The sequence below is a fragment of the Oceanithermus profundus DSM 14977 genome (assembly GCF_000183745.1).
Taxonomy (GTDB): domain Bacteria; phylum Deinococcota; class Deinococci; order Deinococcales; family Marinithermaceae; genus Oceanithermus; species Oceanithermus profundus.
On sequence record NC_014761.1, the window covers coordinates 1361176 to 1386535 of the forward strand.

General features: G+C 68.3%; 21 protein-coding genes. 5 read left to right on the top strand and 16 right to left on the bottom strand.

What is annotated here, in order from left to right; translation table 11 throughout:
• Nucleotides 1-21: 21 nt before the first annotated feature.
• The gene (locus tag OCEPR_RS06715) at nucleotides 22-804 is read right to left on the bottom strand and encodes a PaaX family transcriptional regulator (RefSeq protein WP_013457954.1); all 783 of its coding nucleotides are present in this window, start codon (nucleotides 802-804) and stop codon (nucleotides 22-24) included.
• A gap of 10 nt (nucleotides 805-814) precedes the next feature.
• Nucleotides 815-2764, bottom strand: coding sequence for a threonine--tRNA ligase (gene thrS / locus OCEPR_RS06720; RefSeq protein ID WP_013457955.1), 1950 nt, complete (start codon nucleotides 2762-2764; stop codon nucleotides 815-817).
• A gap of 1140 nt (nucleotides 2765-3904) precedes the next feature.
• Between thrS and dnaJ the strand changes: the two genes are divergently transcribed.
• Together dnaJ and carB are read left to right on the top strand one after the other, a co-directional pair.
• Nucleotides 3905-4984 (top strand): molecular chaperone DnaJ, encoded by a 1080-nt coding sequence (dnaJ, locus tag OCEPR_RS06725; protein WP_013457956.1) that lies wholly within the window; start codon nucleotides 3905-3907, stop codon nucleotides 4982-4984.
• Between the two features lie 127 nt (nucleotides 4985-5111).
• Nucleotides 5112-8186 (top strand): carbamoyl-phosphate synthase large subunit, encoded by a 3075-nt coding sequence (carB, locus tag OCEPR_RS06730; protein WP_013457957.1) that lies wholly within the window; start codon nucleotides 5112-5114, stop codon nucleotides 8184-8186.
• A 64-nt stretch (nucleotides 8187-8250) separates the two neighbouring features.
• Here carB and OCEPR_RS06735 read toward each other — a convergent pair whose 3' ends face one another.
• From OCEPR_RS06735 to ffh, 7 genes are all read right to left on the bottom strand, one after another.
• The gene (locus OCEPR_RS06735) at nucleotides 8251-8658 is read right to left on the bottom strand and encodes a universal stress protein (protein ID WP_013457958.1); all 408 of its coding nucleotides are present in this window, start codon (nucleotides 8656-8658) and stop codon (nucleotides 8251-8253) included.
• Between the two features lie 72 nt (nucleotides 8659-8730).
• A complete protein-coding gene (gene rplS / locus OCEPR_RS06740; protein WP_041554737.1) occupies nucleotides 8731-9189 on the bottom strand; it encodes a 50S ribosomal protein L19 in 459 nt (152 codons plus the stop codon).
• Nucleotides 9190-10210: 1021 nt separating this feature from the next.
• Entirely contained in the window at nucleotides 10211-10936 is a 726-nt protein-coding gene (gene trmD / locus OCEPR_RS06745) for a tRNA (guanosine(37)-N1)-methyltransferase TrmD (protein WP_013457960.1), read from the bottom strand.
• A gap of 2 nt (nucleotides 10937-10938) precedes the next feature.
• The gene (rimM, locus tag OCEPR_RS06750) at nucleotides 10939-11415 is read right to left on the bottom strand and encodes a ribosome maturation factor RimM (RefSeq protein WP_013457961.1); all 477 of its coding nucleotides are present in this window, start codon (nucleotides 11413-11415) and stop codon (nucleotides 10939-10941) included.
• The gene (locus OCEPR_RS06755; RefSeq protein ID WP_013457962.1) at nucleotides 11412-11630 is read right to left on the bottom strand and encodes a KH domain-containing protein; all 219 of its coding nucleotides are present in this window, start codon (nucleotides 11628-11630) and stop codon (nucleotides 11412-11414) included. The genes rimM and OCEPR_RS06755 overlap by 4 nt, the downstream gene beginning before the upstream one ends.
• Nucleotides 11630-11932, bottom strand: a complete 303-nt coding sequence (gene rpsP / locus OCEPR_RS06760; protein WP_013457963.1) for a 30S ribosomal protein S16 — start codon at nucleotides 11930-11932, stop codon at nucleotides 11630-11632. The genes OCEPR_RS06755 and rpsP overlap by 1 nt, the downstream gene beginning before the upstream one ends.
• A 7-nt stretch (nucleotides 11933-11939) precedes the next feature.
• A complete protein-coding gene (ffh, locus tag OCEPR_RS06765; RefSeq protein ID WP_013457964.1) occupies nucleotides 11940-13244 on the bottom strand; it encodes a signal recognition particle protein in 1305 nt (434 codons plus the stop codon).
• A 223-nt stretch (nucleotides 13245-13467) separates the two neighbouring features.
• Here ffh and mgtE point away from each other — a divergent pair, with 223 nt between their 5' ends.
• Together mgtE and OCEPR_RS06775 are read left to right on the top strand one after the other, a co-directional pair.
• Complete coding sequence (gene mgtE, locus OCEPR_RS06770; RefSeq protein ID WP_425357643.1) at nucleotides 13468-14820, top strand: magnesium transporter; 1353 nt, start codon at nucleotides 13468-13470, stop codon at nucleotides 14818-14820.
• A complete protein-coding gene (locus OCEPR_RS06775; protein WP_013457966.1) occupies nucleotides 14817-15206 on the top strand; it encodes an inorganic diphosphatase in 390 nt (129 codons plus the stop codon). Before mgtE ends, OCEPR_RS06775 begins: the two co-directional genes overlap by 4 nt.
• A 1-nt stretch (nucleotide 15207) precedes the next feature.
• Here the strand turns inward: OCEPR_RS06775 and OCEPR_RS06780 are convergent, their stop codons facing one another.
• Both OCEPR_RS06780 and OCEPR_RS06785 read right to left on the bottom strand, forming a co-directional pair.
• Nucleotides 15208-16077 (bottom strand): hydroxymethylglutaryl-CoA lyase, encoded by an 870-nt coding sequence (locus tag OCEPR_RS06780; RefSeq protein ID WP_013457967.1) that lies wholly within the window; start codon nucleotides 16075-16077, stop codon nucleotides 15208-15210.
• A 10-nt stretch (nucleotides 16078-16087) separates the two neighbouring features.
• Complete coding sequence (locus tag OCEPR_RS06785; protein ID WP_013457968.1) at nucleotides 16088-17749, bottom strand: acyl-CoA carboxylase subunit beta; 1662 nt, start codon at nucleotides 17747-17749, stop codon at nucleotides 16088-16090.
• Nucleotides 17750-18176: 427 nt separating this feature from the next.
• Here OCEPR_RS06785 and OCEPR_RS06790 point away from each other — a divergent pair, with 427 nt between their 5' ends.
• Nucleotides 18177-20777: a valine--tRNA ligase gene (locus OCEPR_RS06790; RefSeq protein WP_013457969.1), complete on the top strand. Its 2601-nt coding sequence runs from the start codon at nucleotides 18177-18179 to the stop codon at nucleotides 20775-20777.
• 40 nt (nucleotides 20778-20817) lie between these two features.
• On the opposite strand, the gene OCEPR_RS06795 is transcribed toward OCEPR_RS06790, so the two are convergent.
• The 5 genes from OCEPR_RS06795 to OCEPR_RS06815 form a co-directional block, all read right to left on the bottom strand.
• A complete protein-coding gene (locus OCEPR_RS06795; RefSeq protein WP_013457970.1) occupies nucleotides 20818-21387 on the bottom strand; it encodes a DUF6812 domain-containing protein in 570 nt (189 codons plus the stop codon).
• Nucleotides 21388-21416: 29 nt separating this feature from the next.
• Entirely contained in the window at nucleotides 21417-21848 is a 432-nt protein-coding gene (locus OCEPR_RS06800) for an RbsD/FucU family protein (RefSeq protein WP_013457971.1), read from the bottom strand.
• Nucleotides 21849-21859: 11 nt separating this feature from the next.
• The gene (locus OCEPR_RS06805) at nucleotides 21860-22807 is read right to left on the bottom strand and encodes an ABC transporter permease (RefSeq protein WP_013457972.1); all 948 of its coding nucleotides are present in this window, start codon (nucleotides 22805-22807) and stop codon (nucleotides 21860-21862) included.
• Complete coding sequence (locus tag OCEPR_RS06810) at nucleotides 22804-24321, bottom strand: sugar ABC transporter ATP-binding protein (RefSeq protein WP_013457973.1); 1518 nt, start codon at nucleotides 24319-24321, stop codon at nucleotides 22804-22806. Before OCEPR_RS06810 ends, OCEPR_RS06805 begins: the two co-directional genes overlap by 4 nt.
• Before the next feature lie 76 nt (nucleotides 24322-24397).
• Nucleotides 24398-25342 (bottom strand): sugar ABC transporter substrate-binding protein, encoded by a 945-nt coding sequence (locus OCEPR_RS06815; RefSeq protein ID WP_148229277.1) that lies wholly within the window; start codon nucleotides 25340-25342, stop codon nucleotides 24398-24400.
• Between the last annotated feature and the right edge of the window lie 18 nt (nucleotides 25343-25360).

Below are 25360 nucleotides of genomic sequence, written 5' to 3' on the forward strand. Positions count from 1 at the left end.
CAGGATAGCGCAACCCCGCGCTCAGGTGATCGCGGCCTCCGCAAGGATGGGCTCCGCCGCCTCCCGCAACCGCTTGCGCACGCGCGCGAAGCGCTGCAGCGTGCGCCGGCCGTCGAAGCCCGCGGGCGCGAGCTCGGGGGGCAGGCCGGGATCGAAGAAGAGCACCTTGCGCGCCTCGTGCACCAACCGCACCAGGTTTACGAAGGCGTCCTCGGGCGCCGGATCGGGGGGGAGGGCGTCCATGCGCGCGTTCAGGGCGCGGTAGCGCTCGGCGGCCTCCTCCAGGTGGAAGGCCCGCTCCACCAGCCGTGACTCGGGCTGCGCGCCGACGCGCTCGGCGCGGAAGAACTCGACGTAGGGCTCGAGCCCGTAGTAGCCCACGAGCTCGCGGGTCGCCTCCAGGTCGGCCGTGGGGCTCACCCAGACGCCCGCGGCGGGGGTGCCGTAGCCCAGGAGGACCAGCTCGTTGCGGAACTTGTCGCGCTGGCTGCGCAGCCCTTCGGGAACGGCGTAGACGAGGATACGCCAGTAACCGTCCCAGACGGCGTCGTGCATCTCGCACAGACGCCGGCGCACCTGCCGGACCTGCCAGTAGACGCGCGGGCTGAGCCGGTAGTAGGCGCGCCGCCCCTTGCGTTCCGGGATCACCCAGCCGCGCGCCGCGGATCGGGAAACGGCCGCGCGCACCGCGGGCTCGCTGAAACCGAGCCGCTCCATCCAGTGGACCAGCTGACCGATCCAGACGGTGTCGTCGGGGTAGACCAGTTCGGTGTACAGCGTGAAGAGGGTGGACCTGGCCCGCATGGGACCCAGTTTACTCCCGCGCGCGGGTGCGCACCCGTTCGGCCAGGTCCCGCACCACCTCGGAAAGCGCCCGGGTCGTCCGCTCGCCCGTGCGGCGGTCGCGCACGGCGACGGTGCCCTCTTCCGTCTCCTTGTCGCCCACGACCAGGATCACCGGCACCTTCTGGGTCTCGGCGTCGCGGATCTTGGCGTTCATGCGTTCGGGCCGGTCGTCCACCTCCACGCGCAGCCCCGCCGCCTCGAGCTCCGCCCGCACCTTGCGCGCGTAGTCGTGGTGGCGGTCGGTGATGGGCACGACGACGACCTGCACCGGCGCCAGCCACAGCGGGAACTCGCCGGCGAAGTGCTCGATCAGGATGCCGATGAACCGCTCGAGGCTGCCGAAGGGGGCGCGGTGGATCATCACCGGCCGGTGCTCCTCGCCGTCGGCGCCCTTGTAGCCGATGTCGAAGCGTTCGGGCAGGTTGTAGTCCACCTGGATCGTGCCCAGCTGCCACTCGCGGCTCAGCACGTCCTTGACCACGAAGTCGAGCTTGGGGCCGTAGAAGGCGGCGTCGCCCTCTTCGATCGTGTAGTCCAGCCCCGCTTCGTCGCAGGCTTCTTGAATCTGCCGCTCGGCGACGGCCCAGTGTTCGGCGTCGCCCACGTACTTGTCCGAGCCGGGGTCGCGCACCCCGATGCGCGCGCGGAAGTCGCTCAACCCCAGAGTGCGGAAGACCTTGAGCGTCAGGTCGAGCACGCCCAAAAACTCCTCCTTCACCTGCTCGGGGGTGCAGAAGATGTGGGCGTCGTCCTGGGTGAAGCCGCGCACGCGGGTGAGGCCGTGCAGCTCGCCCGACTGCTCGAAGCGGTAAACGGTGCCGAACTCGGCGAGGCGCAGCGGCAGCTCGCGGTAGCTGCGCGGGCGCATGGCGTAGATGCGCACGTGGTGGGGGCAGTTCATGGGCTTGAGCAGGTAGGCCTCGCCGTCTTCGAGCTCCATCGGCGGGAACTGGCTCTCGGCGTAGTAGGGGTAGTGGCCGCTCGTCTTGTAGAGCTCGAGGCTGCCGATGTGGGGGGTGGTCACGAGCTGGTAGCCGCGCTTTATCTGCTCGTCGCGCATGAAGGCGACGAGCTCCTCGCGCAGCACGTTCCCTTTGGGCAGCCAGAGAACCAGCCCCTTGCCCACCATCGGGTCGATGTGGAAGAGCTCGAGCTGACGGCCGAGCCGGCGGTGGTCGCGCTTCTTGGCCTCCTCCAGCTGCCAGAGGTAGTGCTCCAGCTCTTCCTTGGTGCGGAAGGCCACGCCGTAGATTCGCTGCAGCATCGGCCGCGATTCGTCTCCGCGCCAGTAGGCCCCCGCCACGTGGGTCAGCTTGAAGTGGGGCGGGATCTTGCCGGTGCTGGGCACGTGCGGCCCGCGGCAGAGGTCGGTGAAGCCCTCCTGCTCGTAAAAGCTGATCTCCTCGCCCTCGGGCAGGTCCTCGATCAGCTCGGTCTTGTAGGGGTCCTTGCCGCGGTAGCGGGCCAGGGCCTCCTCGCGCTCGAGCACGTAGCGGCGCAGCGGCAGGTTCCGCTTGATGATCCGGTGCATCAGTTTTTCGATCTCGGGCAGGTCGGCGTCCGAGATGGGCTCGGGGGCGTCGATGTCGTAGTAGAAGCCGTTTTCGATCACCGGCCCGATGCCCAGCTTGACCTCTTCGGGGTCGTAGCCCTTCTTCGCGAAGAACTCCTTGACCGCCTGGGCCATCACGTGGGCCAGGGTGTGGCGGAAGAGCTGTTGGTACTCGGGGTCCTTGCGGGTGAGGATCTGGACGGTGGCCCCTTCGGGCAGGGGTTTGAAGAGGTCGTAGAGTTCACCGTCGACGATCGCGCCCACGGCCTCCTTGGCCAGGCTGCGGCTGATCTTCGCGGCCACGTCCCTGGCCGTGCTTCCCTCGGGGAGCTCGAGCTCTTTTCCGTCCGGCAGGCGAATCTTCATGACTCCTCCAAAAGAACGGCCCGCATCCATGCGGGCCCGGGAGCGGTGGCTCACCGCTCCCTCAGCGCGTAGTGGTCGCACGTGGCGCCATGTTGGGCTCATGCTACCGCCGCCGCAGGGGCGGCGTCAACGTAATGGGGATGTGGGGTGCAGGGGGCGGGGTGTGGGCCGGTCATGCATCGGCGATAGACGTTTGTATCACATCGCGCCAACAACCCCCGTCCCGGCCGGAGGGCGAGAAAACAGCCGGACAACATAACACCGGCCACGGCTTGGCGACCCGGTCTGGACCCCGGCTTCCGCTGGGGTGACGAAGTTTTGTCGTGAGTGCTATTGTTGGGGGCTTGTAAATACCCTGCCCAAAACGCAACTAAACAACCTCGCCGGTTCGTTCATTTTCGTCATTCCAGCCAAGCAGGCCCTTGGCGTGCGCGAGCTGGAATCCAGAGCGTAAAGCACGGTGAGCGCTTCGTTTTTGTCTGATGACGACTCTTGAAAACCTCCCCCTTGGGGGAGGTGGCCGCAGGCCGGAGGGGGGTTGTTTGCTGGAATGCCGGATGTGGGGTGCAGGGGGTGGGGTGTGGGCCGGTCATGCATCGGCGATTTACGTTTGGCTTCTGCTGCGCCAACAACCCCCACCCCGGCCCTCCCCCAGGGGAGGGAGGTTCGTTTTCGCGGCGACCTAGCCGTGGATTTTGGGCGCGGCATGGGGCCGATGGGTCGGCTTCGCCGGGAAGTGGGCTGTAGGGGGTGGGAGGTGGGAAAATCAAGCTTCGTATCCGAGCTTCCGCCCACGACCTCGTCAGCAGACTTATTTTGAACAAAACCTACATCCCACACCCCACCTCCTACCTCCCGTTTTCCCGTTCCCCGGACGACCGAGGCAACTAGCCGAGGGAGATCCGGGGTCCATGCTGTACGAACAGCCGAGGTTTCGTTGCCGTTGACGGGACCACCACAGGCTACAAGCTACGAGCTACAGGCCCTCACACGAGCCAGGCGGGCATGCAGGCCCGCCCCTACCACGAACTGCGCACCACGAACCGATCGGGCGGGGGCACGGGCCCGCCTACGCTGCCTGCACCGCGCCCGATGCACCCTTCCTTGCCTTTTCCCAGCCGCCTCGTTAACGTAAATAGGATGAAGGACTACTACGCCGTTCTGGGCGTATCCCGAGACGCCAGCCAGGAGGAGATCAAGAAGGCCTACCGCAAGCTGGCGCTCAAGTACCACCCCGACAAGAACCCGGGCGACCCCGGCGCCGAAGAGCGCTTCAAGGAGATCAACGAGGCCTACGCGGTGCTCTCCGACCCCGAGCAACGGGCCCGCTACGACCGCTTCGGCACCGCCGACCCGCGCCAGGCCCACCCGGCCGACCCGGGGGTGGGCGACCTTTTCGACCTGCTGGGGCAGATGTTCGGTTTCAACGTGGGCGGGTCCAGGAGCAGCGGACCCCGGCGGGGCGAGGACCTGGAGGCGGTGGTCGAGGTCAGCCTGGAGCAGGCGGCCAAAGGCGGCGAGGTGGAGGTCCGCTACCGCCGGCTGGTCCTTTGCGAGGCCTGCGGCGGCGCCGGCGGCGAGCAGCAGCCCTGCCCCACCTGCGGCGGCGCCGGGCGGGTGCGCCAGGTGCAGCAGAGCCTCTTCGGCCAGTTCGTCACCGAGTCGGCTTGCCCCCACTGCCGCGGCCGCGGCTACCTGCTGCGCGAGACCTGCCCCACCTGCGGCGGGCGCGGGCGGCTGGAAAAGCAGGAGCGGATCAAGGTCACCCTTCCCGCAGGGATGGACGAAGACGACCTGCTGCGCGTTCCCGGCGGCGGCAACCAGGCCGCCGGCGGCGCGGGCGACCTCTACGTGCGGGTGCGCATCCGGCCGCACCCCGAGCTCCGGCGCGAGGGCAAGCACCTGATCTACACGCTCAAGCTGGGCCTGGCCCAGGCGGCGCTGGGCAGCCAGGTGCACGTGCCCACGCTCGACGGCGCGGTTCCGCTCGACGTGCCCCCGGGCACCGAACAGGGCGCCGTCTTCGAGCTGGAGGGCAAGGGCCTGCCCGACCCCCGCGGCGGCCGCCCCGGCCATCTGCGCGTGGTCGTCGAACTCGAAGTGCCCAAGAAGCTTTCTCCCCGCGCCCGTGAACTGCTGCGCGCCTACGCCGAAGAGGTGGGCGAGGAGGTGCCCGCCGAAGGCTGGTGGGAGAAGGTGCGGAAGAAGATATTCAAGTAAGCGGGGTGTGGGTTGTAGGAGGTGGGGTGTAGGACCTGCACATAAGCATTGTTGAGACAGGCTGGCCGCTTGTCGGTCGCATAAATATCCATTACGATGTTGGAAGCGCCGGGAGGCGCGGTTTACTATGCCGGCACGCAAAGACCTGAAGACGATCCTCATCATCGGCTCCGGACCCATCACCATCGGCCAAGCGGCTGAGTTTGACTATTCGGGCACCCAGGCGGTCAAGGCGCTCAGGCGCGAGGGCTACCGGGTGGTGCTGGTGAACTCGAACCCGGCGACGATCATGACCGACCCCCGCCTGGCCGACGCGACCTACATCGAGCCGTTGCGGCTCGATTTTCTGGAGAAGATCATCGCCCGCGAACGCCCCGACGCCCTCCTGCCCACGCTGGGCGGGCAGACGGCGCTCAACCTGGCCATGGAGCTCTACGAGGCGGGGGTGCTCGAGCGCTACGGCGTGGAGCTGATCGGCGCCAACTACGCCGCCATCAAGAAGGGCGAGGACCGCGAGCAGTTCCAGGCGGCCATGAAGAAGATCGGCCTCGACGTGCCCCGCGGCCGGATGGTCTCGAGCCTGGAGGACGGGCTCGCCTTCGCCCGCGAGGTCGGTTACCCGGTCATCGTCCGCCCCAGCTTCACCCTGGGCGGCACCGGCGGCGGCGTGGCCGCGGACGAAGCCGCGCTCCGCGAGCTGCTGGGCCGCGGTCTGCGCCTCAGCCCGGCGCACACCGCCCTGGTCGAGGAGTCGATCGTCGGCTGGAAGGAGTACGAGCTCGAGGTGATGCGCGACCACGCCGACACCGTGGTCATCATCACCTCGATCGAGAACGTGGACCCGATGGGGGTTCACACCGGCGACTCGATCACCGTCGCCCCGGCGCAGACCCTGACCGACGTCGAGTACCAGAAGATGCGCGACGCCGCCAAGGACATCATCCGCGAGATCGGCGTCGACACCGGCGGCTCCAACATCCAGTTCGCCGTCGACCCTAAAACCGGCCGGCTGGTCGTCATCGAGATGAACCCGCGCGTCTCCCGCTCCTCGGCCCTGGCCTCGAAGGCCACCGGCTACCCGATCGCCAAGATCGCCGCCCTGCTGGCCGTTGGTTACCGGCTCGACGAGCTGCCCAACGACATCACCAAGAAGACCCCGGCCTCCTTCGAACCGACGATCGATTACGTGGTCACCAAGATTCCCCGCTTCGCCTTCGAGAAGTTCCGCACCCTGCCCAACACCGCCGGCGGTTTTTCGGACGAGCTGGGCACCCAGATGAAGAGCGTCGGCGAGGTGATGGCCATCGGCCGCACCTTCAAGGAAAGCTTCATGAAGGCGCTGCGCAGCCTCGAGTTCGACGTCTCCGAAGGCGTGGCGGAGCTCTCGGTGCCCGAGCTGGAGAAGCTGCTCGCGCCCAACCCCAAGCGAATCTTCGCGGTGCTGGAGCTGCTGAAGCGCGGCACCCCGGCCGAGGAGATCGCCGCCGCCACCGGCATCGACCGCTGGTTTTTGCACCACTTCAAGGAGATCGCCGCCGAGATGGCGCGGCTCGAGGCGACCAGCCCTTCCGAACTGAGCCCCGCCGAGCTCTACGCGCTCAAACGCAAGGGGCTCTCCGACGCCCAGATCGCGGCTGGCGTCAGCCTGGAAGAGGGCGAGGTTCGCCAAAAACGCCACGCCGCCGGTATTAGGCCGGTTTACAAGACCGTGGACACCTGCGCCGCCGAGTTCGAGGCCTACACCCCCTACCACTACTCGGCCTACGAGACCGAAGACGAGGTCAGCGACAAACAGGGTCCTTCGGTGGCCATTCTGGGCTCCGGCCCCATCCGCATCGGCCAGGGCGTCGAGTTCGACTACTCGGCGGTCCACGCCGTCTGGGCGCTGCAGGAGGCCGGCTACACCACCCTGATGGTCAACTCGAACCCGGAGACCGTCTCGACCGACTACGACACCGCCGACAAGCTTTACTTCGAGCCGCTGACTGCCGAGGACGTGCTCGAGATCCTCGAGCGCGAGCGGCCCGACGGGGTGATCGTCCAGCTGGGCGGGCAGACGCCGCTCAAGCTGGCGCGGGCGCTGGAGGAGGCGGGCCAGCCCATCTGGGGCACCTCGCCGGCCAGCATCCACGCCGCCGAGGACCGCGAGGCCTTCAACCGCCTGGCCGCCGAGCTGGGCATTCCCCAGCCGGCGGGGGCGGTGGCCGCCGACGAGCCCGAGGCGCTGGAACACGCCCGCCGGCTCGGCTACCCGCTGATGGTGCGGCCGAGCTACGTCCTGGGCGGGCGGGCCATGCAGGTGGTGAAGAACGAAGACGAGCTCAAGGCCTACTTGAGCCAGGTCTACGCCGAGCTGGCCGCGAGGCCGACGATCCTGCTCGACGCCTACCTGGACGGCGCGATCGAGATCGACGTCGACGCGCTGGCCGACGGCGAGCGGGTGGTGGTGGCCGGGGTGATGGAGCACGTCGAGCGGGCCGGGGTCCACTCGGGCGACTCGGCCACGGTGCTGCCGCCGGTGACGCTGCCGGCCGAGGCGGTGGAGACGGTGCGCGACTACACCCGCAAGCTGGCCCGGGCGCTGGAGGTGAAGGGCCTCTTGAACGTCCAGTACGCCTACAAGGACGGGCAGGTCTACGTGCTCGAGGCCAACCCCCGCGCCAGCCGCACCGTGCCCTTCGTCTCCAAGGCGGTCGGCCACCCCCTGGCCAAGTACGCCGCGCTGATCAGCGCCGGCAAGACGCTCGAGGAGCTGGGGTTCGTCGAAGACCCCGAACCCGGCTTCTACTCGGTCAAGGAGGTCACCGTTCCCTGGCTCAAGTTCCCCGGGGTCGTCCCCTGGCTGGGGCCGGAGATGCGCTCGACCGGCGAGAGCATGGGCCTCGACCGCGACCCTTACCTGGCCTACTACCGCGCCCAGCTGGGTGCGGGCCACGTTCTGCCGCCTGCGGGCCGGGTGCGCTTCATCGCAGCCGACGACGACCTGGTAGACGCCTACCGCGAGGCCGGCTTCGAGGTGGCCGAAGGCGGCGACTACGACCTGCTGGTGAGCCTGTCGCCGGACCCGGAGCTGCGACGGGCGGTCGAGCTGGGCCGGCCCTACTTCACCACCCGCGAGGCGGCGCTGTGGGGGCTCGAGGCCATCCGCCGCGCCCGCGAGGCCGAGCTGGAGCCGCGGCCGCTGCAGGCCTGGCACGCTTAGTTCGGACGCTCGAGAAAGAAAGGGAGGGCCGCGGCCCTCCTTGATTCATGAGCCCGCACGGGCCTCAGTCGCCGCAGGGCACGACGAGCACCGGCACCTTGGCGAGCTGCACCACGCCGGCGGTGGTGGAGCCCAACAGCAGCCGCCGCAGCATGCCGCCGCCCTGGCGCCCCATGACGATGCGGTCGTACCCGGTCTCCGCTTCCGAAACGATCGCCTCGACGGGGTGCTCGCCCCGCACCAGCAACCCCTTGGCGAACAGGCCCGCCGCCTCGGCCTTCTTCACGGCCTCCTTCAACACCTCGTCCTCCTCTTCGGAAAGCTCGGGCGTGGGAACGAGGGTGCTGGGGCTGTAGAGCACGTGCAGAAACGCCAGGCCCGCGCCCAGCGCGGCGGCCTCGCGAATCGCGAACTCGACGGCCTTCTCCGCGCAGGGGCTGCCGTCCGTCGGTACCAGGATCATCTTGCCCATGGTGCCCTCCTCTGTCCTCATTGTAGGAAAAACCCCGCGCCGAAGCGCGGGGCGAACGTCTGCGAACGGGGGTCAGGCCTCTTCGGAGGCCGGCGCCTCGGCCTTCTTCTTGGCCTTCTTTTTCTTCTTGCCGCCCGCGGCCTTGGCTGCAGCGTAGGCCTCGGCGGCCTTCTGGGTGCGCTTGCGGTCGGGCTTGATGCGGGCCGCCTTGCCGCGCAGCTCGCGCAGGTAGTAGGGGCGGGCCTGCCGCACCTTGCCGTAGCTGACGACCTCGACCTTGTCGATCAGCGGCGAATGGAAGGGGAAGATGCGCTCCACGCCCTCGCCGTAGGAAACCTTGCGCACGGTGAAGGTGGAGTTGAGGCCGTTGCGGTGGATCTTGATGACCACGCCCTCGAAGGCCTGCAGGCGCTCGCGCTTGCCCTCGACGACGCGGTAGGTCACGCGCACGGTGTCGCCCGAGCGAAACTCGGGGATCCCTTCGCGGTAGTGGGGTTGTTCGACGGCCTTGAGCAGGGCACCACGGTTCAGCTTCATGGGTTTCTCCTTTCCAGCGGAACCCCGTGGGTTCATGGACAAGTCATGGGAATCGCGCCCCTGTGGGGGCAACACCGGTCAGTATACAGGCCATTTTGCACCGGCGTCAAACTTTGCGGGGTCGGCCTCTTCCCGGCCTGGAAACGCGTGCGCGGCGCAGAAGGGGCAGCCCAGTCGGTGCGCAGTACGTGGGGCGCAGCACGCCGTAGGGGCGGGCCCGCGGGCCCGCCCGATCAGTTCGAGATACCTGGCGCATCGTAGGGGCGGACCTGCCTGCCCGCCTGCGGCGTCGTAACGCGGGCCGGTGACGATGGTCGGCGACGGCGAAGGCGCGCCGTCCTCGATCGAACGTCCGGTGGCGGTAGGGGTGCAGGTTTTTCTTCGAAGAAGCCTGCCGACGGGGTCGTGGGCAGCAGGCCGGATACGAAGCTTGATTTTCCCACCTCCCACCCCCTACAACCCACTTCCCGGCGAAGCCGACCCATCGGGCCCATGCCGCGCTCAGAATCCACGGTTTGGTTGTCGCGAAAACGAACCTCCCTCCCCTGGGGGAGGGTTGGGGTGGGGGTTGTGGGCTCTGCAGAAGCCAGATGCCGGTTGCCGATACGTGACCGCCCCACACCCTACGTCCCACCCCCTACATCCCACATCCGGCATTTCGGCAAACAACCCCCCTCCGGCCTGCGGCCACCTCCCCCAAGGGGGAGGTAGAAAAGCCGTTCGTGGCATCGGGTAGACAGCAAGGACATGCCGACAGAGGCCGCCTGCTCTAAGAATGACGTCTCAAAACTGCCACTAAACAAGAACGAAGCGGTCAGCATGCTCTAAGCTCTGGATCCCCCCGCTTTCGCGGGGCGGGTCCAGCTCTTGCAGGCCTACGACCCGCTTGGCTGGAACACGAGAATATTCATTCGCCAGGCGGCCCAAATCCTGCTGCCCAACCGCTTCGCTTCACATCTCGTTTTTCTCGTTGACCGACCTACCGCGAACCACAAGCCACGGATCATAAGCCGCTTTATTCTGCTTCTTCGTCCAGCTCGGCCAGCCAACGCAGGTCCTCTTCGGTGAGGGGGGCGGACTTCAGAAGCTCGGGGCGGCGCTCGAGGGTGCGGCGCAGCGCCTCGCGACGGCGCCACTCGGCCACCTTGCCGTGGTGGCCGCTCGTGAGCACCTCGGGTACCTTGAGCCCGCGGAACTCGGGCGGCCGGGTGTACTGGGGGTAGTCAAGCAGGCCCCACGAAAACGAGTCGAGCCGGTGGCTCTCGGGGTCGCCCAGGACCCCGGGCACCAGCCGCGCGGTGGCCTCGATAACGGCCAGCGCCGCCACCTCGCCGCCCATGAGCACGAAGTCGCCGATCGAAACCTCACGGGTCACGAAGTTCTCGACCCGGGCGTCGATGCCCTCGTAACGGCCGCTGACGAGAACGAGGTGCTCCTTGGCGGCCAGCTCCTCGGCCAGGGGCTGGCGGAAGGGCTCGCCGGCCGGGGTGAGCAGGATCACCTCGTCGGCGGGGAGCTGATCTTCGATCGCCCCTAGCACCACGTCGGGGCGCAGCACCATGCCCGCGCCGCCGCCGTAGGGGTAGTCGTCCACCTGGCGGTGCTTGCCTGGGGCGTAGTCGCGGATGTCGCGGATATCGATCTGGATCAGGCCGCGCTGGATGGCCTTGGCCAGGAGCGCCTCTTCGGTCCAGGGCTGGATGAGGCGGGGGAACAGGGTGAGGACGGTGTACCGGAGCACCGCTACTCCAACAGCCCCTCGGGGGGCTCGACGAGGCGCACCGCCCCCTCGGCGACCTCGACGTAGGGGGCCTGCAGGGGGACGAGCAGCCGGCGCGCGCCCCTGCGCACGACGAGCACGTCCTGGGCCCCGGTGTCCATCACGTCCACGACCTCGCCCAGGGGTTCCTCCCCCAGAAAGACCGGCAGGCCAACGAGCTGGAAGTAGTACCAGCCCCCTTCGGGTTCGGGCAGGTTCTCTGGCTCGAGCAGGACGTCGAGGCCCGCAAGCTCCTCGGCCGCTTCGCGCGACTCCACGCCGACGAAGTAAACGACCAGGTCTTCCCCCAGGGGCTCCACGCGCGCCACGGCGCGCCATCCCAGACCCTCGAGGTAGACCCGGGGCTGGTCGAGCAACGCTTCGGGGGCCTCGCTGCGGAACTTCAGGCCGCCCCGCAGGGCGTGCGGCCTGCCCAGGCGACCGATGCGAACCAGGTTCACCGCACCTCGACGGAAACCTTACCGCGAGCGAAAGCGCGCACCACCGTGCGGATGCTCTCGATCACCCGGCCGCGGCGTCCGATGATGCGGCCCTTCTCCTCGGCCGGCACCTCGATGTAGTAGACGACCCCGCCCTTGGCGCGGCGTTCCTCCACCCGCACGCCCTCCGGGTGGTCCACCACGGCCTTGGCCAGGTATTCAACGACCTCGCGCATCAGGATTCGGCGGCGGCTTCCTCGGCAGCGGCTCCCTCGGCGGGGGCGGGTTCGCCCTTGCGGTAGACACCTGCGAGCTTGAGGATGCGGCGCGCGGTGTTCGTGGGCTGGGCGCCGACGGAAAGCCAGTAACGGGCGCGCTCGACGTCGACCTTGTACCAGTTCGGGGTGGTCTTGCGGGGATCGTAGTACCCGATCTTCTCGATGTACTTGCCGTCGCGCTTCCGGCGCACGTCGGTCACGACGATGCGGTAGTGGGGGTTGAACTTCGAACCGAAACGAGCCAAACGAATCTTTACCATGGGCGTTCTACCTCCTGCCAAAGAAACCGCGGCGCTTGCGCGGGCTCTTGGCGAGCGTTTTCATCATGCCCTTCGTCTCCTCGAAGGTCTTGATGAGCCGGTTGATCTCCTGCACGCTGGTGCCGCTGCCTCTGGCGATGCGGCGCCGGCGCGAGGCGTTGAGGATCCGCGGGTTCCTGCGCTCCGCGGGGGTCATGGACTGGATGATGGCCTCCAGGTGTTTGGTGGCCTTGGGGTCGAGCTGGAAGTTCTGGGGCAGGGCGCGGCTGAGGCCCGGGATCATCTTGATCAGCTCCGTCATCGAGCCCATCTTCTGGATCTGCTTCATCTGGGCGAGCAGGTCGTTGAGGTCGAACTCGTGCGGGGCCTTGTCGGGCTCTTCCAGCTCGGCGGCCTGGGCGCGCTCCATCAGCGTCTGGATGTCGCCCATGCCGAGGATGCGCTGGGCCAGGCGGTCGGGGTAGAAGGGCTCGAGGCCGTCGAGCTTCTCGGAGGTGCCGCCGAAGTAGATGGGCTTGCCGGTGACGTAGCGGGCGCTGAGCGCCGCGCCGCCGCGGGCGTCGCCGTCGAGCTTGGTGAGGATGAGGCCGGACACGCCGATGCGCTCGTCGAAGGTGCGGGAGACGCCCAGCGCCTCCTGCCCCATCATGGCGTCGACGACGAGCAGGGTCTCGGTAGGCTCGAGCTCGTCCTTGAGCTGGGCCAGCTCGTCCATCAGGGCCTCGTCGATCTGCAAGCGGCCCGCGGTGTCGACGATGACCAGGTCGCGGTAGTCCTTCGCCAGGTGCTCGCGCAGGCGGCGCGCGGTCTCGGCCGGCTTCTCGCCGTTTTGCACCTCCAGCACCGGCACCCCCACCTGTTCGGCGAGGATGCGCAGCTGGTCGCGGGCGGCGGGGCGCTGGGTGTCGGCGGCCACCAGTAGCGGCCGGCGGCCCTTGCTCTTGTAGAGCCGGGCCAGCTTGCCGGCGGCGGTCGTCTTACCGGTGCCCTGGAGGCCGACCAGGAACCATACGTTGCCCTCGTGCTTAAGCTCGGGCTGCTTGGGCTCCGAGCCCAAAAGCTCCTTGAGCTCGTCGTAGACGATGGTGTAGATCTGCTCCGCGGGGGTCAGCGACTCGTAGACCTTCTGCCCCAGGGCCTTTTCCTGAACGCGTTTGGTGAAGGCCTTGGCCACCTCGAAGTTGACGTCGGCCTCGAGCAGGCTCATGCGGATCTCGCGCATGACCTTCTTGAGGTCGGCCTCGCCGATGCGCCCGCGGCCGCGCAGGCCGTCGAGCGTTTGTTGTAGTCTGCGACTCAGGTTCTCGAACATGACCCTCCAGGCTCCAGGCCAGCGCTAAGCATAGCCCCACGACCTTGAGCGTGTCAACCGCAATTTATCTGAGGTTTTAAGCGATGCGCCCAACGCGGTATGCGCCCTTGCCCACGCGGTTATCCAGCGTCGTGCAAACGGAGGATTTCGCGGCACGTGTTAGACTGAGCTTTGGCTTTCTCTAAGCCGAATCCCCGCTGCAGGAGGCTCCATGCGGACCCAGGTGCGCGAAAACTTGTTCGACTCCCTGACCCGCGCCCTGCAAAAGGGGGACGTGGCCCTCGTGCAGTCGCTGGGCGACAAGATCCACCCGCAGGAGATCCTGGAGCACTGGGACGACCTTCCGGGCGAACACCAGTACGTCCTCCTCACCTACCTGGACGCCGAAGCCGCCGCCCAGGTCTTCAGCGAGCTCGACCCCGAGGACCAGGCGGAGTTCCTGGAAACCCTGCCGCCCTGGCGGGTGCGCCAGATCCTCGAAGAGCTCGACCCCGACGACCTGACCGACGCCCTCCAGGCGGTCGAGGAGGAAGACCCGGCCCTGGCGCGCCAGCTGAAGGAGTGGCTCGACCCCAAGACGCGGGCCGAGGTCGAGGCGCTCTCCGCCTACGACGAGGACGACGCCGGCGGGCTGATGACGCCGGAGTACGTGGCCGTGCGTGCGGGGATGACCGTCGACGAGGTGCTGCAGTTTCTCCGGCGCGCCGCCCCCGACGCCGAGACGGTCTACTACCTCTACGTCCTCGACGACGAAGGGCACCTCGTCGGGGTGCTCAGCCTGCGGGACCTGATCGTGGCCGACCCTTCGATGCGGGTGGCCGAGATCATGAACCCCGACGTCATCCACGTGACCACGGGAACCGACCAGGAAGAGGTGGCGCGGGTGATGGCCGACTACGACCTCACCGTCGTTCCCGTCACCGACGATGCAGGCCGGCTCGTGGGCATCGTGACCATCGACGACGTCATCGACGTGCTCGAGGAAGAGGCCACCGAGGACATCCACCGCCTGGGCGCGGTCGACGCCCCCGAGCTCGTCTACAGCCGCTCGAACGCCTGGGAACTGTGGAGCGCCCGCGCCCGCTGGCTGGTCATCCTGATCGTCACCGGCATGTTCACCTCCACGATCCTGGCGGGCTTCTCGTCGGTGCTCGAGGCCACGACGGCGCTGGCCTTCTACATCCCGGTGCTCCTCGGCACCGGCGGCAACACCGGAAACCAGTCGTCCACGCTGATCGTGCGCGCCCTGGCCACCCGCGACATCGACCTGAGCGACTGGCCGCGCGTGCTCTTCAAGGAGCTGGGCGTCGGCGTCCTCCTGGGCCTCACCCTCTCGGCGCTGATCGCCCTCAAGGTGGCCCTCGACGGCTACCTGGGCGTCACGCCGGTGGTGGCGCTGGCGCTCTTCCTGCTCGTCATCGTCGCCAACCTGGCGGGCGCGCTGCTGCCGATCGTGCTGGAAAAGCTGGGGCTGGACCCGGCCCTCATCTCGAACCCGCTCATCGCCACCATCTCCGACGTCTCCGGCCTCGTCATCTACCTGAGCGTGGCGCGCGTGCTCCTGGGGGTGGGGTGAAGCCGGAGGTCGTCGTCGAGTGGTCCAAGGGCCGCCGGGAGCGCTGGGAGTGGCGGGACGGCGCCTTCACCTACAGGCGCGAAGGCGTCGCCGCCCCGGTCAACTACGGCTTTCTCCCCGATGTCTTGAATCCCGCCGACGGCGAGGAGGTGGACGCGGTGGTGCTGGGGCCGCCGCTCCCGCCGAAATCGCGAACGCGCGCCCCGTTGGTGGGGCTTCTGTGGCTCGCCGACGGCGACCACAAGCTCGTGCTCGCCCCGGGCGGCGGCCCGTACCTGGAAGACGAGGCCGCCCTCCTGGCCTGGTTCGAACCCGAGCGCCGCGCCCGGCTGGAGTGTGAATCCGCAGCGCGGGAGTGGCTGGAAAAACTGGGTTACCAAAGCTAGCTCAAGCGTAGCGGGCCTTCAGCAGGGTCGCCGCCTCCACCAACATAGCCAGCGCCTCGATTTCGACGGCGGTTCGCAGACCGCGCGCTTCCAGGTGCGGCACCACGACCTCGGTCGGCAGGTTGCCCACCAGATCGTCGCCGGCGAAGGGGCAGCCGCCCACGCCGCCCAGCGCCCCCTCGAGCCAGCGCACGCCCGCGTCCAGCACCGCGTCCACCTTGGCCCGCACTTCGTCCGGATCGGGGCGGCTGTGCAGGTGGGCCCCCAGGTCGGCCGCACCGTACGCGGCGGCGACGGCCGCCAGCACCTCGTGGATGCGCTCGGGCCCGGCCACCCCGTAGGTGTCGGCGACGGCGATGCGGCGGACGCCCAGCGCACGCAGACGGCCGACGAAGTCCACCACCGCCTCGGGGCTCCAGGGGTCGCCGTAGGGGTTGCCGAAGCCCATGGAGACGTAGACCACCAGCTCGAGCCCGCCGCTTCGCGCCCGCTCGAGCATCCGCTCCACCAGCGGCCACGAGTCCTTGACCGAACGGCGGGTGTTCTTCTGCTGAAAGGTCTCGCTGATCGAGAAGGGGTAGCCCACCGAGGTCAGGTTCTCCGCCGCCAGCGCCCGCTCCATTCCCCGCTCGTTGGCGACGATGGCCAGATAGTCGCGCCCGTCGGGCGGCGGCAGCAGCTTCAGCACCGCTTCGGAGTCGGCCATCTGCGGCACCCATTTGGGCGAGACGAAGCTGGCCAGGTCCAGGTGGTCGAAGCCGGCGTCCAGCAGCTGGCGCAGGAAGGCGGCTTTCTCTTCGGTCGGGATGGTGCGGGCGAACCCCTGCCAGGCGTCCCGGGGGCACTCGACGTAGATCACGCGTTCGGCCACAACCCGTCCCCTACACCTGGAAGACGCCCGTCTTGAAGGGCGCTTCCGAGTCGTCCAGGCTCACCGCCTCGAGCGCCCGGATCAGGCGCTCGCGGGTCTCGTGGGGGAAGATAATCTCGTCCACCCACAGCCGCGCCGCGGCGTAGCGGGGGTCGAGGGTGGCGTCGTAGCGGCTCTTGATCTCCTCGTAGAGCCGCTCCAGCTCCTCGGCGCTCGGCTCCTGCCCCTTGCGCTTCAGCTGCGCCACCTCGAGCTGCAGGAGGGTATTCGCCGCCTGGGTGCCGCCCATCACCGCATACTTGGCGCTGGGCCAGGCGAAGAGCAGCCGCGGGGCGTAGGCCTTGCCCGCCAGCGCGTAGTTGCCCGCGCCGAACGAGCCGCCCAGGATGACCGTGATCTTGGGCACCACCGAGTTGGAAACCGCGTTCACCAGCTTGGCCCCGCGGCGGATGATCCCCGCCTCCTCCGAGGCCTTGCCCACCATGAAGCCGCTGACGTCCTGCAGGAACAACAGCGGAATGCGCATCTGGTTGACGTCGAGGATGAAGCGGGCCGCCTTGTCGGCCGCCTCGGCGTAGATGACCCCGCCCACCTCGATGCGGCCCTTCTTCTTGATGACGAGCCGCTGATTGGCGACGATGCCCACCGGGAACCCGCCCAGCCGTGCGAATCCGGTCACCAGCGTCTCGCCCCACTGCGCCTTGTATTCGTGGAACTCGGAGGCGTCCACCAGCCGCGCGATCACCTCGCGCACGTCGTAGGGGCTCTCCCCTTCCGGGTGCACCAGGCCGTAGAGGTCGCGGGCGTCGTAGGCCGGCGGCGCGGCCTCCTTGCGGTCCTGCGCCCAGCGGGCGCGCCGCGGCTCGGCGTAGAGGCCGGCGAGGGTGCGCACCCGTTCGAGCGCCGCCTCGTCGTTTGGCTCGTAGAAGTCGACCGTGCCCGAGACCTCGGCGTGCATCCGCGCCCCGCCCAGCTCCTCGGAGCTCACCTCCTGACCGATGGCCGCCTTGACGAGCGCCGGCCCCGCCAGGTAGAGGCCCGAGCCCTCGGTCATCACCAGGGCGTCGGTCATCACCGGCAGGTAGGCCCCGCCGGCCACGCAGTTGCCCATGATGGCGCTGATCTGGGGAATGCCCGCGGCGCTCATGCGGGCGTTGAGGTAGAAGATGCGGCCGAAGTCGTCCTGGTCGGGAAAGACCTCGTCCTGCAACGGCAGGAAGACGCCGGCCGAGTCCACCAGGTAGACGGTGGGAATCTTGTTCTCGAAGGCGATCGTCTGCGCCCGGATGACCTTCTTGGCGGTAATCGGGAAGAAGGCCCCGGCCTTGACGGTGGCGTCGTTGGCGATGATCATCCACTCGCGGCCGTGGATGCGGCCGATGCCGGTCACGGTGCCGCCGCCGGGGGCCCCGCCCCACTCCTCGTACATGCCCCAGCCGGCGAAGGTCATCAGCTCGTCGAAGGAGCTGCCCTCGTCCACCAGCCGGGCGATGCGTTCGCGGGCGGTGAGGCGGCCCTTTTCGTGCTGGCGCCGGATCGCGCGCTCCCCGCCGCCCTGGCGCAGTTCGGCCAGGGTCTCGCGGTAGGCGGTGATGCGGTCCACCCAGGCGCTGGCGTTGGCGCGGAAGGTCTCCGAAGCCCTGCCTTCGTCGTCGAGCGCGGTCGGGAGCATGGCTTCAGTATATCGGTTTTGAAGCGCTCGGTCGATTTTTCGTTATACGTTGGGGCCCGCCGCGAAGCGCTGCTATACTCGGAACAAGGCCTGCTCGGGAGGAGTAGGCGGCCCGCGCGGCTCCAGAGAGGGCCCCCACGGCTGGAAGGGGCCCGCCGCCGCACCGCCGAACGTCGCCCGAGGCGCCGCGGGAAGAACGGCCGCAAGGCTCAGTAGACCCCGCCGGGTGCGCCCGAGACAGCGCGAAAGAGTGCGTGGTCGGCTGCGCCGACCGGAGGTAGGAGGTAGGAAGCAGGGTCTTCCCCACTTCCCACGACCCACCTCCCGCATCCGGCGAAGCCCCACGAAGCGCGGTGGTACCGCGGGGAATCCTCCTCGTCCGCGCACGGACGCGGGGCTTTTTCTTGGCCCCCCACCGGAGGTACGCATGAAGGAACTGTCCAAAGCCTACGATCCCCACCAGGTCGAGCCCCGCTGGGCCGAACGCTGGGCCGAGCGGCCCTTCGTCGCCGATCCGCACAGCGGCAAGCCCCCCTTCGTCATCGTCATGCCGCCGCCCAACGTGACCGGCGTGCTGCACATGGGCCACGCCCTTGACAACGCCCTGCAGGACGCGCTGACGCGTTACAAGCGGCTGCGCGGCTACGAGGCGCTGTGGCTGCCCGGCACCGACCACGCCGGCATCGCCACCCAGGTGGTCGTCGAGCGGCTGCTGGCGAAGGAAGGCAAGACCCGTCACGACCTGGGGCGCGAGAAGTTTTTGGAGCGCGTCTGGCAGTGGCGCGAGGAGTCGGGCGGCCAGATCCTGGAGCAGCTGAAGCGCCTCGGCGCCAGCGCCGACTGGAGCCGCCTGGCCTTCACCATGGACGAGGCGCGCAGCCGGGCGGTGCGCTACGCCTTCGTCCGCTACCACCACGAGGGCCTGATCTACCGCGGCGAGCGCCTGCTCAACTGGTGCCCCCGCTGCGAGACGACGCTTTCGGACCTGGAGGTGGCCAACACCCCCACCCAGGGCACGCTCTACACCCTCGCCTACCCGCTCGAGGGCGGCGGCGAGATCCGGATCGCCACGGTGCGGCCGGAGACGATCTTTGCCGACGTGGCCATCGCGGTGCATCCGGAAGACGAGCGCTACAAGGACCTGATCGGCAAGAAGGCGCGCATCCCGCTGACCGAGATCTGGATTCCGGTGATCGCCGACGAGGCGGTGGAGCGCGAGTTCGGCACCGGCGCGCTCAAGATCACCCCGGCGCACGACCCGACCGACTACGAGGTGGGCCGGCGCCACGGGCTGCCCGAGCCGAGCGTGATCGACCTGGAAGGAAAGCTGGTTTCAGGGCGGGTGCCCGAGCGCTTCCGCGGCCTGGACCGCTTCGAGGCGAGGAAGGCCGTGGCGAAGGCGCTGGAAGAAGAGGGCTACCTGCGCGCGGCCGAGCCCTACCAGATCGCGCTGGCCACCTGCGACCGCTGCGGCACCGCGGTCGAGTACGCCCTCTTCCCGCAGTGGTGGCTCAAGATGAAGCCGCTCGCAGACGAGGTGCTGCCCAAGCTGAAGGAAGGCGACATCAAGTTCTACCCGGAGCGCTGGCGCAAGGTCAACATCGACTGGTTCGAGAACATCCGCGACTGGAACATCAGCCGCCAACTCTGGTGGGGCCACCAGATCCCCGCCTGGTACTGCCCCGAGGGGCACGTGACCGTGCCCGAACCGGAGCGCTTCGACGAGGATCCCAAGGAGTGCGCCGTCTGCGGCAGCACCGAGCTCGAGCGCGACCCCGACGTCCTCGACACCTGGTTCTCCTCGGCGCTGTGGCCGCTCTCGACGCTGGGCTGGCCCGAGGACACCGAGGACTACCGCGCCTTCTACCCCACCAGCGTGCTGGTGACCGGCTACGACATCCTCTTCCTCTGGGTCAGCCGCATGGAGGTCTCGGGCTACCACTTCGACGGCCGCCGCCCCTTCGAAGCGGTGATGCTCCACGGCCTCGTCCTCGACGAGAAGGGCAAGAAGATGTCCAAGTCGAAGGGCAACGTGGTGGACCCGCTCGAGCTGGTGGAACAGTACGGCGCCGATGCGCTGCGCTTCGCCCTCATCCACCTGGCCACCGGCGGGCAGGACATCCGCTTCGACCGCCGCTGGGTGGAGATGGGCCGCAACTTCGCCAACAAGCTCTGGAACGCCGCCCGCTTCGTCTTCATGAACCGTGAGGGCTTCGAGGCGAAGACCGACGAGCCCACCCTGGCCGACCGCTGGATGGCAGCGCGGCTGCGCGAGGGCATCCGCAACATCACCCAGCTCTACGACGCCTACGAGCTCGCGCTCGCCAGCCGCGAGGTCTACCAGCTGGTCTGGAGCGAGTTCTGCGACTGGTACATCGAGGCCGCCAAGCCAGCGCTGCGCGCGGGCAACGCCGCGACGCTGCGGGGGCTGGAGACGGCGCTCGAAGCGCTTTTGAAGCTCCTCCACCCCTTCATGCCCTTCGTCACCAGCGAGATCTACACCGCCCTCAAGCAGGACCCCGAAGCCGAGCTGGCGCTGGCCGGGTGGCCCGAGGCGGAGGCCTTCGCCGCCGACGAGGAGGCCCTGGCCGCCTTCAAGGTGCTCCAGGACGCGGTCACCGCCACCCGCAGCCTCCGGGCCGAGCTGGGCCTGCCGCCCCAGCAGGAGCTCACCGTCCACGCCGAGGGGCCGGGGGCGGCGGTGCTGCTCGAGAACGCCGACTTCTTCCGCTTCCTCGCCCGCGCCGAGGTGCAGGAGGGCCGGCCGGAGAAGGCCGTCAGCGCGGTCACGCCCCAGGTCACCGTCTGGCTCGAGCTCGAGGGGCTGGTGGACGTTGAGGCCTGGAAGCAGAAGCAGCAGAAGAAGGCCTCCGAACTGGAGCGCCGCATCGCCGGGCTGGAGAAGAAACTTGCCAACCCCGGCTTCACCGAGCGCGCCCCGGCCGAGGTGGTCGAGCGCGAACGGCGCAACCTGGAGGAGGCGAAGAGCCAGCTCGAGCGCATCCGCGCGGTGCTGGCCCGCTTCTAGCGGCTGCGCTTCGAAAGGGGCCCGGCCGGGCCCCTTTCGTTCAGCCGAAGAGCGTGAGCCGGGTGTCCTCGTCGTCGAGCCTGGGGGCCTCCATGATGCCCAGGATTCGCTGCACGTTGACGGTCACGAACTCGAAGGCCTGCCGCACCTCGAGTTCGCGCGCCGGGGTGTCGCCGGCGAGGGCGTAGAGCTTGACGTCGAAAAGCGTCTGAAAGGGCTTGGCGCTCGCCAGGAAGTCGGACAGCCTCACCCCTCCGGGTGTGACGAGGACGCCCACGAGCACGCAGCAGCCGAAGAGCAGCGCCATCCGCTGCTTCTTCACCGGCACGCCGGGGAGCTCCATCCGGTCGGGGCGGCCGCCGACGACCCAGAGGATCTCGCGCTTCTGGACCGCCAGGAAGTCGGCGGTGGCGCGCATCTCCTCGGCCCGCGGCGGGTGGTCGTACCCGGGGGCGTAGACGAGCACGCCCGTCATGGGAACGAGCGGGCGCTTGTCCTTGTTCAGGAAGGTGGCCGTGCCCCCGCCCTTGGGCAGGTGCATGGTTCCGTAGATGCGAAACTCGGCGGTGTGGACCCGGACCTCGGAGGGCTCGGTGGATCGGGCGTACAAGGCATCACCTCTGGGGTCAGTGTACCGGGTTAAACCGGGAAGATGACCCCTTTCTTGAGGATGATGCAGGCGTAGAGCCGGGTCTCGCTGGTCGCCACGATGGCGTAGGCCTCGCGGGCGCGTTCGTAGTAGGCGAAACGGTCGATGGCCGCCACCCGGGCGTCCTCGCCCGAGTCGGCGAGCACCGCGTCGAAGGCCTTCCAGATCTCGGGCTTCGCCGCCTCGCCGTTGTCCATGTACCAGACGTTGGCGTCCGTGAAGGTGTCGAGCGGCATCAGCTCGAGAATCGCCTGCACGAGCTCGGGCGTGCCCAACCCGTCGGCGCGGATCACCGGCGGGCCCGAGGAGTGGGCCGGGTAGTTGCCGTCCACAATGGCGATCTCGTCGCCATGGCCCATCTCGGCCAGCGCGGCGAGCAGCTCGGGCGAAAGCAGTGGGGGGATTCCTTTGAGCATGGCCATGGCACTCCTCCTTAGACCTCGCTGGGGCGGTTCTTGAGGCTGTCGATCATCACCGCCAGGAAGATGACCGCGCCCTTGAGGAAGCTCTGCCAGAAGGGCGGCACGTTGAGCAGGTTCATGCCGTTGTTGATCACGCCGATCAGCAGCACGCCGATGATCGTGCCCACGATCGTCCCCTTGCCGCCCATCAGCGAAGCGCCGCCGATGATCACCGCGGCGATGGCGTCGAGTTCGTAGCCCATGGCCGCGGTGGGCATCGCCGCGCCCAGGCGCCCCGTGAGCACCAGACCGGCGATGGCGCAGGAGACCCCCGAGACGATGTAGACGAAGTAGAGCACCCCGTGGGTGCGGATCCCCGAGAGCGCGGCGGCCTTGATGTTGGAGCCGACGGCGTAGATGTTGCGCCCCAGCACGGTGCTGCGCAGCACCACCTCGGCCACCAGCGCGTAGAGCAGGAAGATCACGACGGCGACCGAGATCGGACCGATCTGTCCGGCGCCGAAGAACTCGAAGGCGGGCGGGAAGTCGAAGATCGTCTTGCCGTCAGAGAAGACCATGGTGAGGCCGCGGGCCATGGCCATCGTCGCCAGGGTGACGATGAAGGGGGCCATGCCGATCTTGGTGATGGAAAACCCGTGGAAGGCCCCGACCGCGACGCCGAAGGCCAGGTTGATGAGGATCACCGCCCAGACCGGCACGCCGCCGTGCAGCATCAGCGCCATGAGCACCCCCGAGAGCGCGACCACCGAACCCACCGAGAGGTCGATGCCGGCGGTGAGGATGACGAAGGTCATGCCGATGGCGATGATGCCCTGGATCGAAGACTGCAGCAGGATGTTGAGCAGGTTGAACTTGGTCAGGAAGACGGGCGAGGTGAAGGCGAAGAAGGCCCCCACGGCCAGGAGCCCCAGGAAGACGATGAACTCGCTGCTGGACAAAAGGGATTTGTTCAACTTCATGACGCAGCCTCCCCCGGCGAAGCGGTTTGCAGGCAGTACCGGAGCACGTTCTCTTCGGTGATCGCGTCGCCCACCAGCTCGGCGGTGATGCGCCCGCCGGCCATCGTGTAGACGCGGTCGGCGCAGCCGATGACCTCCGGAAGCTCGGAGCTCACGAAGACCACGGCCTTGCCCTGGTCGGCCAGTTCGGCGATGAGCTTGTAGATCTCGAGCTTCGCCCCTACGTCGATGCCGCGCGTCGGCTCGTCGAGCAGCACCACCTCGGGATCGTTGATCAGCGCCTTGGCCAGGCAGACCTTCTGCTGGTTCCCGCCCGAGAGGTGGTAGACGTCCACGTCGATCGAGGGCGCCTTGACGCCCAGCTTGCGGCTGTAGGCGTCCGCGGCCCTGCGCTCCTCGGCCACCTGGGCGAAGCCCATGCGCACGAAGCGGCCAATCTGCAGCGCCAGGTAGGTCTCGTTCTTCCAGATGGGCTGACCGAAGAAGAGGTTCTCGCCCTTGCGGTCCTCCGAGGAGTAGATCACCCCGGCGCGGGCGGCCTCCTGGGGGTGGCGGAAACGCACCGGCCGGCCGCGCAGATGCACCTCGCCCGAGCGCAGCGTCCGCGCCCCGACGATCGCCTTGAGCAGCTCGGTACGGCCCGATCCGAGCAGGCCGTAGATGCCCACCACCTCGGAACGGCGCACGTGAAAGTCGACGCCGTCGAGCACCGCGTCGCTGAGGCCGCGCGCCTCGAGCGCCACCTCGCCGGGGCGGTGGTCCCCTTTGTAGTAGATGTCCTGAAGGTCGCGGCCCACCATGCGGGCGACGATCGTCTCCTCGTCCGTCTCGGACGTGGGCGTCTCGACGACCGTGCGGCCGTCGCGCAACACGTGCACCCGGTCGGTGATCTCGAAGATCTCGTCGAGGTGGTGCGAGACGTAGACGATGCCGATGCCCTGCTCCTGCAGCCGGCGGATCACCCTGAAGAGGTTCTCGATCTCGGGCCCGGTGAGCGAGGAGGTGGGCTCGTCGAGGAGCAGCACCCGGGCGTCGTAGGAAAGCGCCTTGGCGATCTCCACCGACTGCTTCACGCCGATGGGCAGGCCGCCCACGACCGCGCGCGGATCGATCTCCCCCATGCCGCTCGCCTCGAGGATGCGGGCGGCGTCGCGGTACAGCCGCCCCCAGTCCACGAAACCGCGCCGGCGCGGCAGCCGGTTGATGAAGATGTTCTCGGCGACGCTCAGGTGCGGGATCAGGTTGAGTTCCTGATAGACGATCGAGATGCCGGCGTCGAGCGCGTCCTTGGGGGTGCGGAACCGCACCTCCTCCCCGCGGTAACGGATGCGGCCGCGCGTCGGCGGAAAGACCCCGCCGATCAGCTTCATCAGCGTGGACTTGCCCGCGCCGTTCTCGCCCACCAGCCCCAGGACCTCGCCGGGGTAGAGGGTGAGCGAGACGTCGTCGAGGGCGACGACGCCGGGAAAGACCTTGGTCAGGTTGAGGGTTTCCAGTACGGGGGTGGGTTTCATCGTGGGGTGCGGTGCCTCTGGAAACGGAGGTGGGAGGACCGGACCGGGCGCGCGCCCGGTCCGGTCCGGTTTTCGGTTATTCGGCCCAGTTCTGGCGCTTGTCGACGTTGTCCTTGGTCACCGGGGTGAAGGGGGTGTAGAAGTGCTTGGGCACCTCTTCGCCCTTCAGGTACTTGACCGCGAACTCGACGGCCTTCTCGCCCATGAGCACCGGCTCCTGCGAGATCGTGCAGTCGATGTAGCCCTGGCGGATCAGGTCGAGCGCCTGCTTGATGCCGTCGATGCCCACGATGTAGATGTGGCCGGGATCGCCCACCTTCTTGAGGCGGCCCATGGCCTTGAGCGCGCGGGCGGCGCCCACGGTGTTGTCGTCGTTGTGGCCGTAGATGGCGTCCACGTCGGGGTGGGCCAGCACCAGGTTGCTGGTCACGTTGAAGGCCTTTTCCTGGTTGAAGTCGGCGGGCTGCGAGGCGACCAGCTTGAGGCCCGGGTACTTCTTGAGCTGCTCGTGGAAGCCCTTGCCGCGGTCGCGGGCGGCGGTGGTGCCGACCAGACCGACGAGCTCGATGACGTTGCCCTTCACCTCGCCGTACTTGGCCTTCATGGCCTCGGCGATCAGGTCGGCGGCGAGCCGACCCATGGCGACGTTGTCGGTCTCGAGGAACGAGGTCACCTCGACGCCGGTCACGCCGCGGTCGAGCGCGAAGACGGGAATGCCGGCGTCGAGGGCCTTCTTGACCGCGGGGGCGATGGCTTCGGCGTCGCGCGGGTTGATGATGATCGCGTCCACGCCCTTGGTGATCAGGTCCTCCACGTCGGCCACCTGCTTGGCCGAATCGCCGTTGGCGTTGACGGTGATCAGCTCGACCCCGAACTTCTTCGCGCCGTTCTCGACGCCCTTCGTCATGCCGACGAAGAAGGCGTTGTTCAGGGTGCTGATCGAGTACCCGATCACCACCTTGTCGCCCTGGGCGAAGGCCCCGAGGGCGAGAGCGAAAAGGGCGGCTAATACGACTCTCATGTATTTTTTCATTTCCTA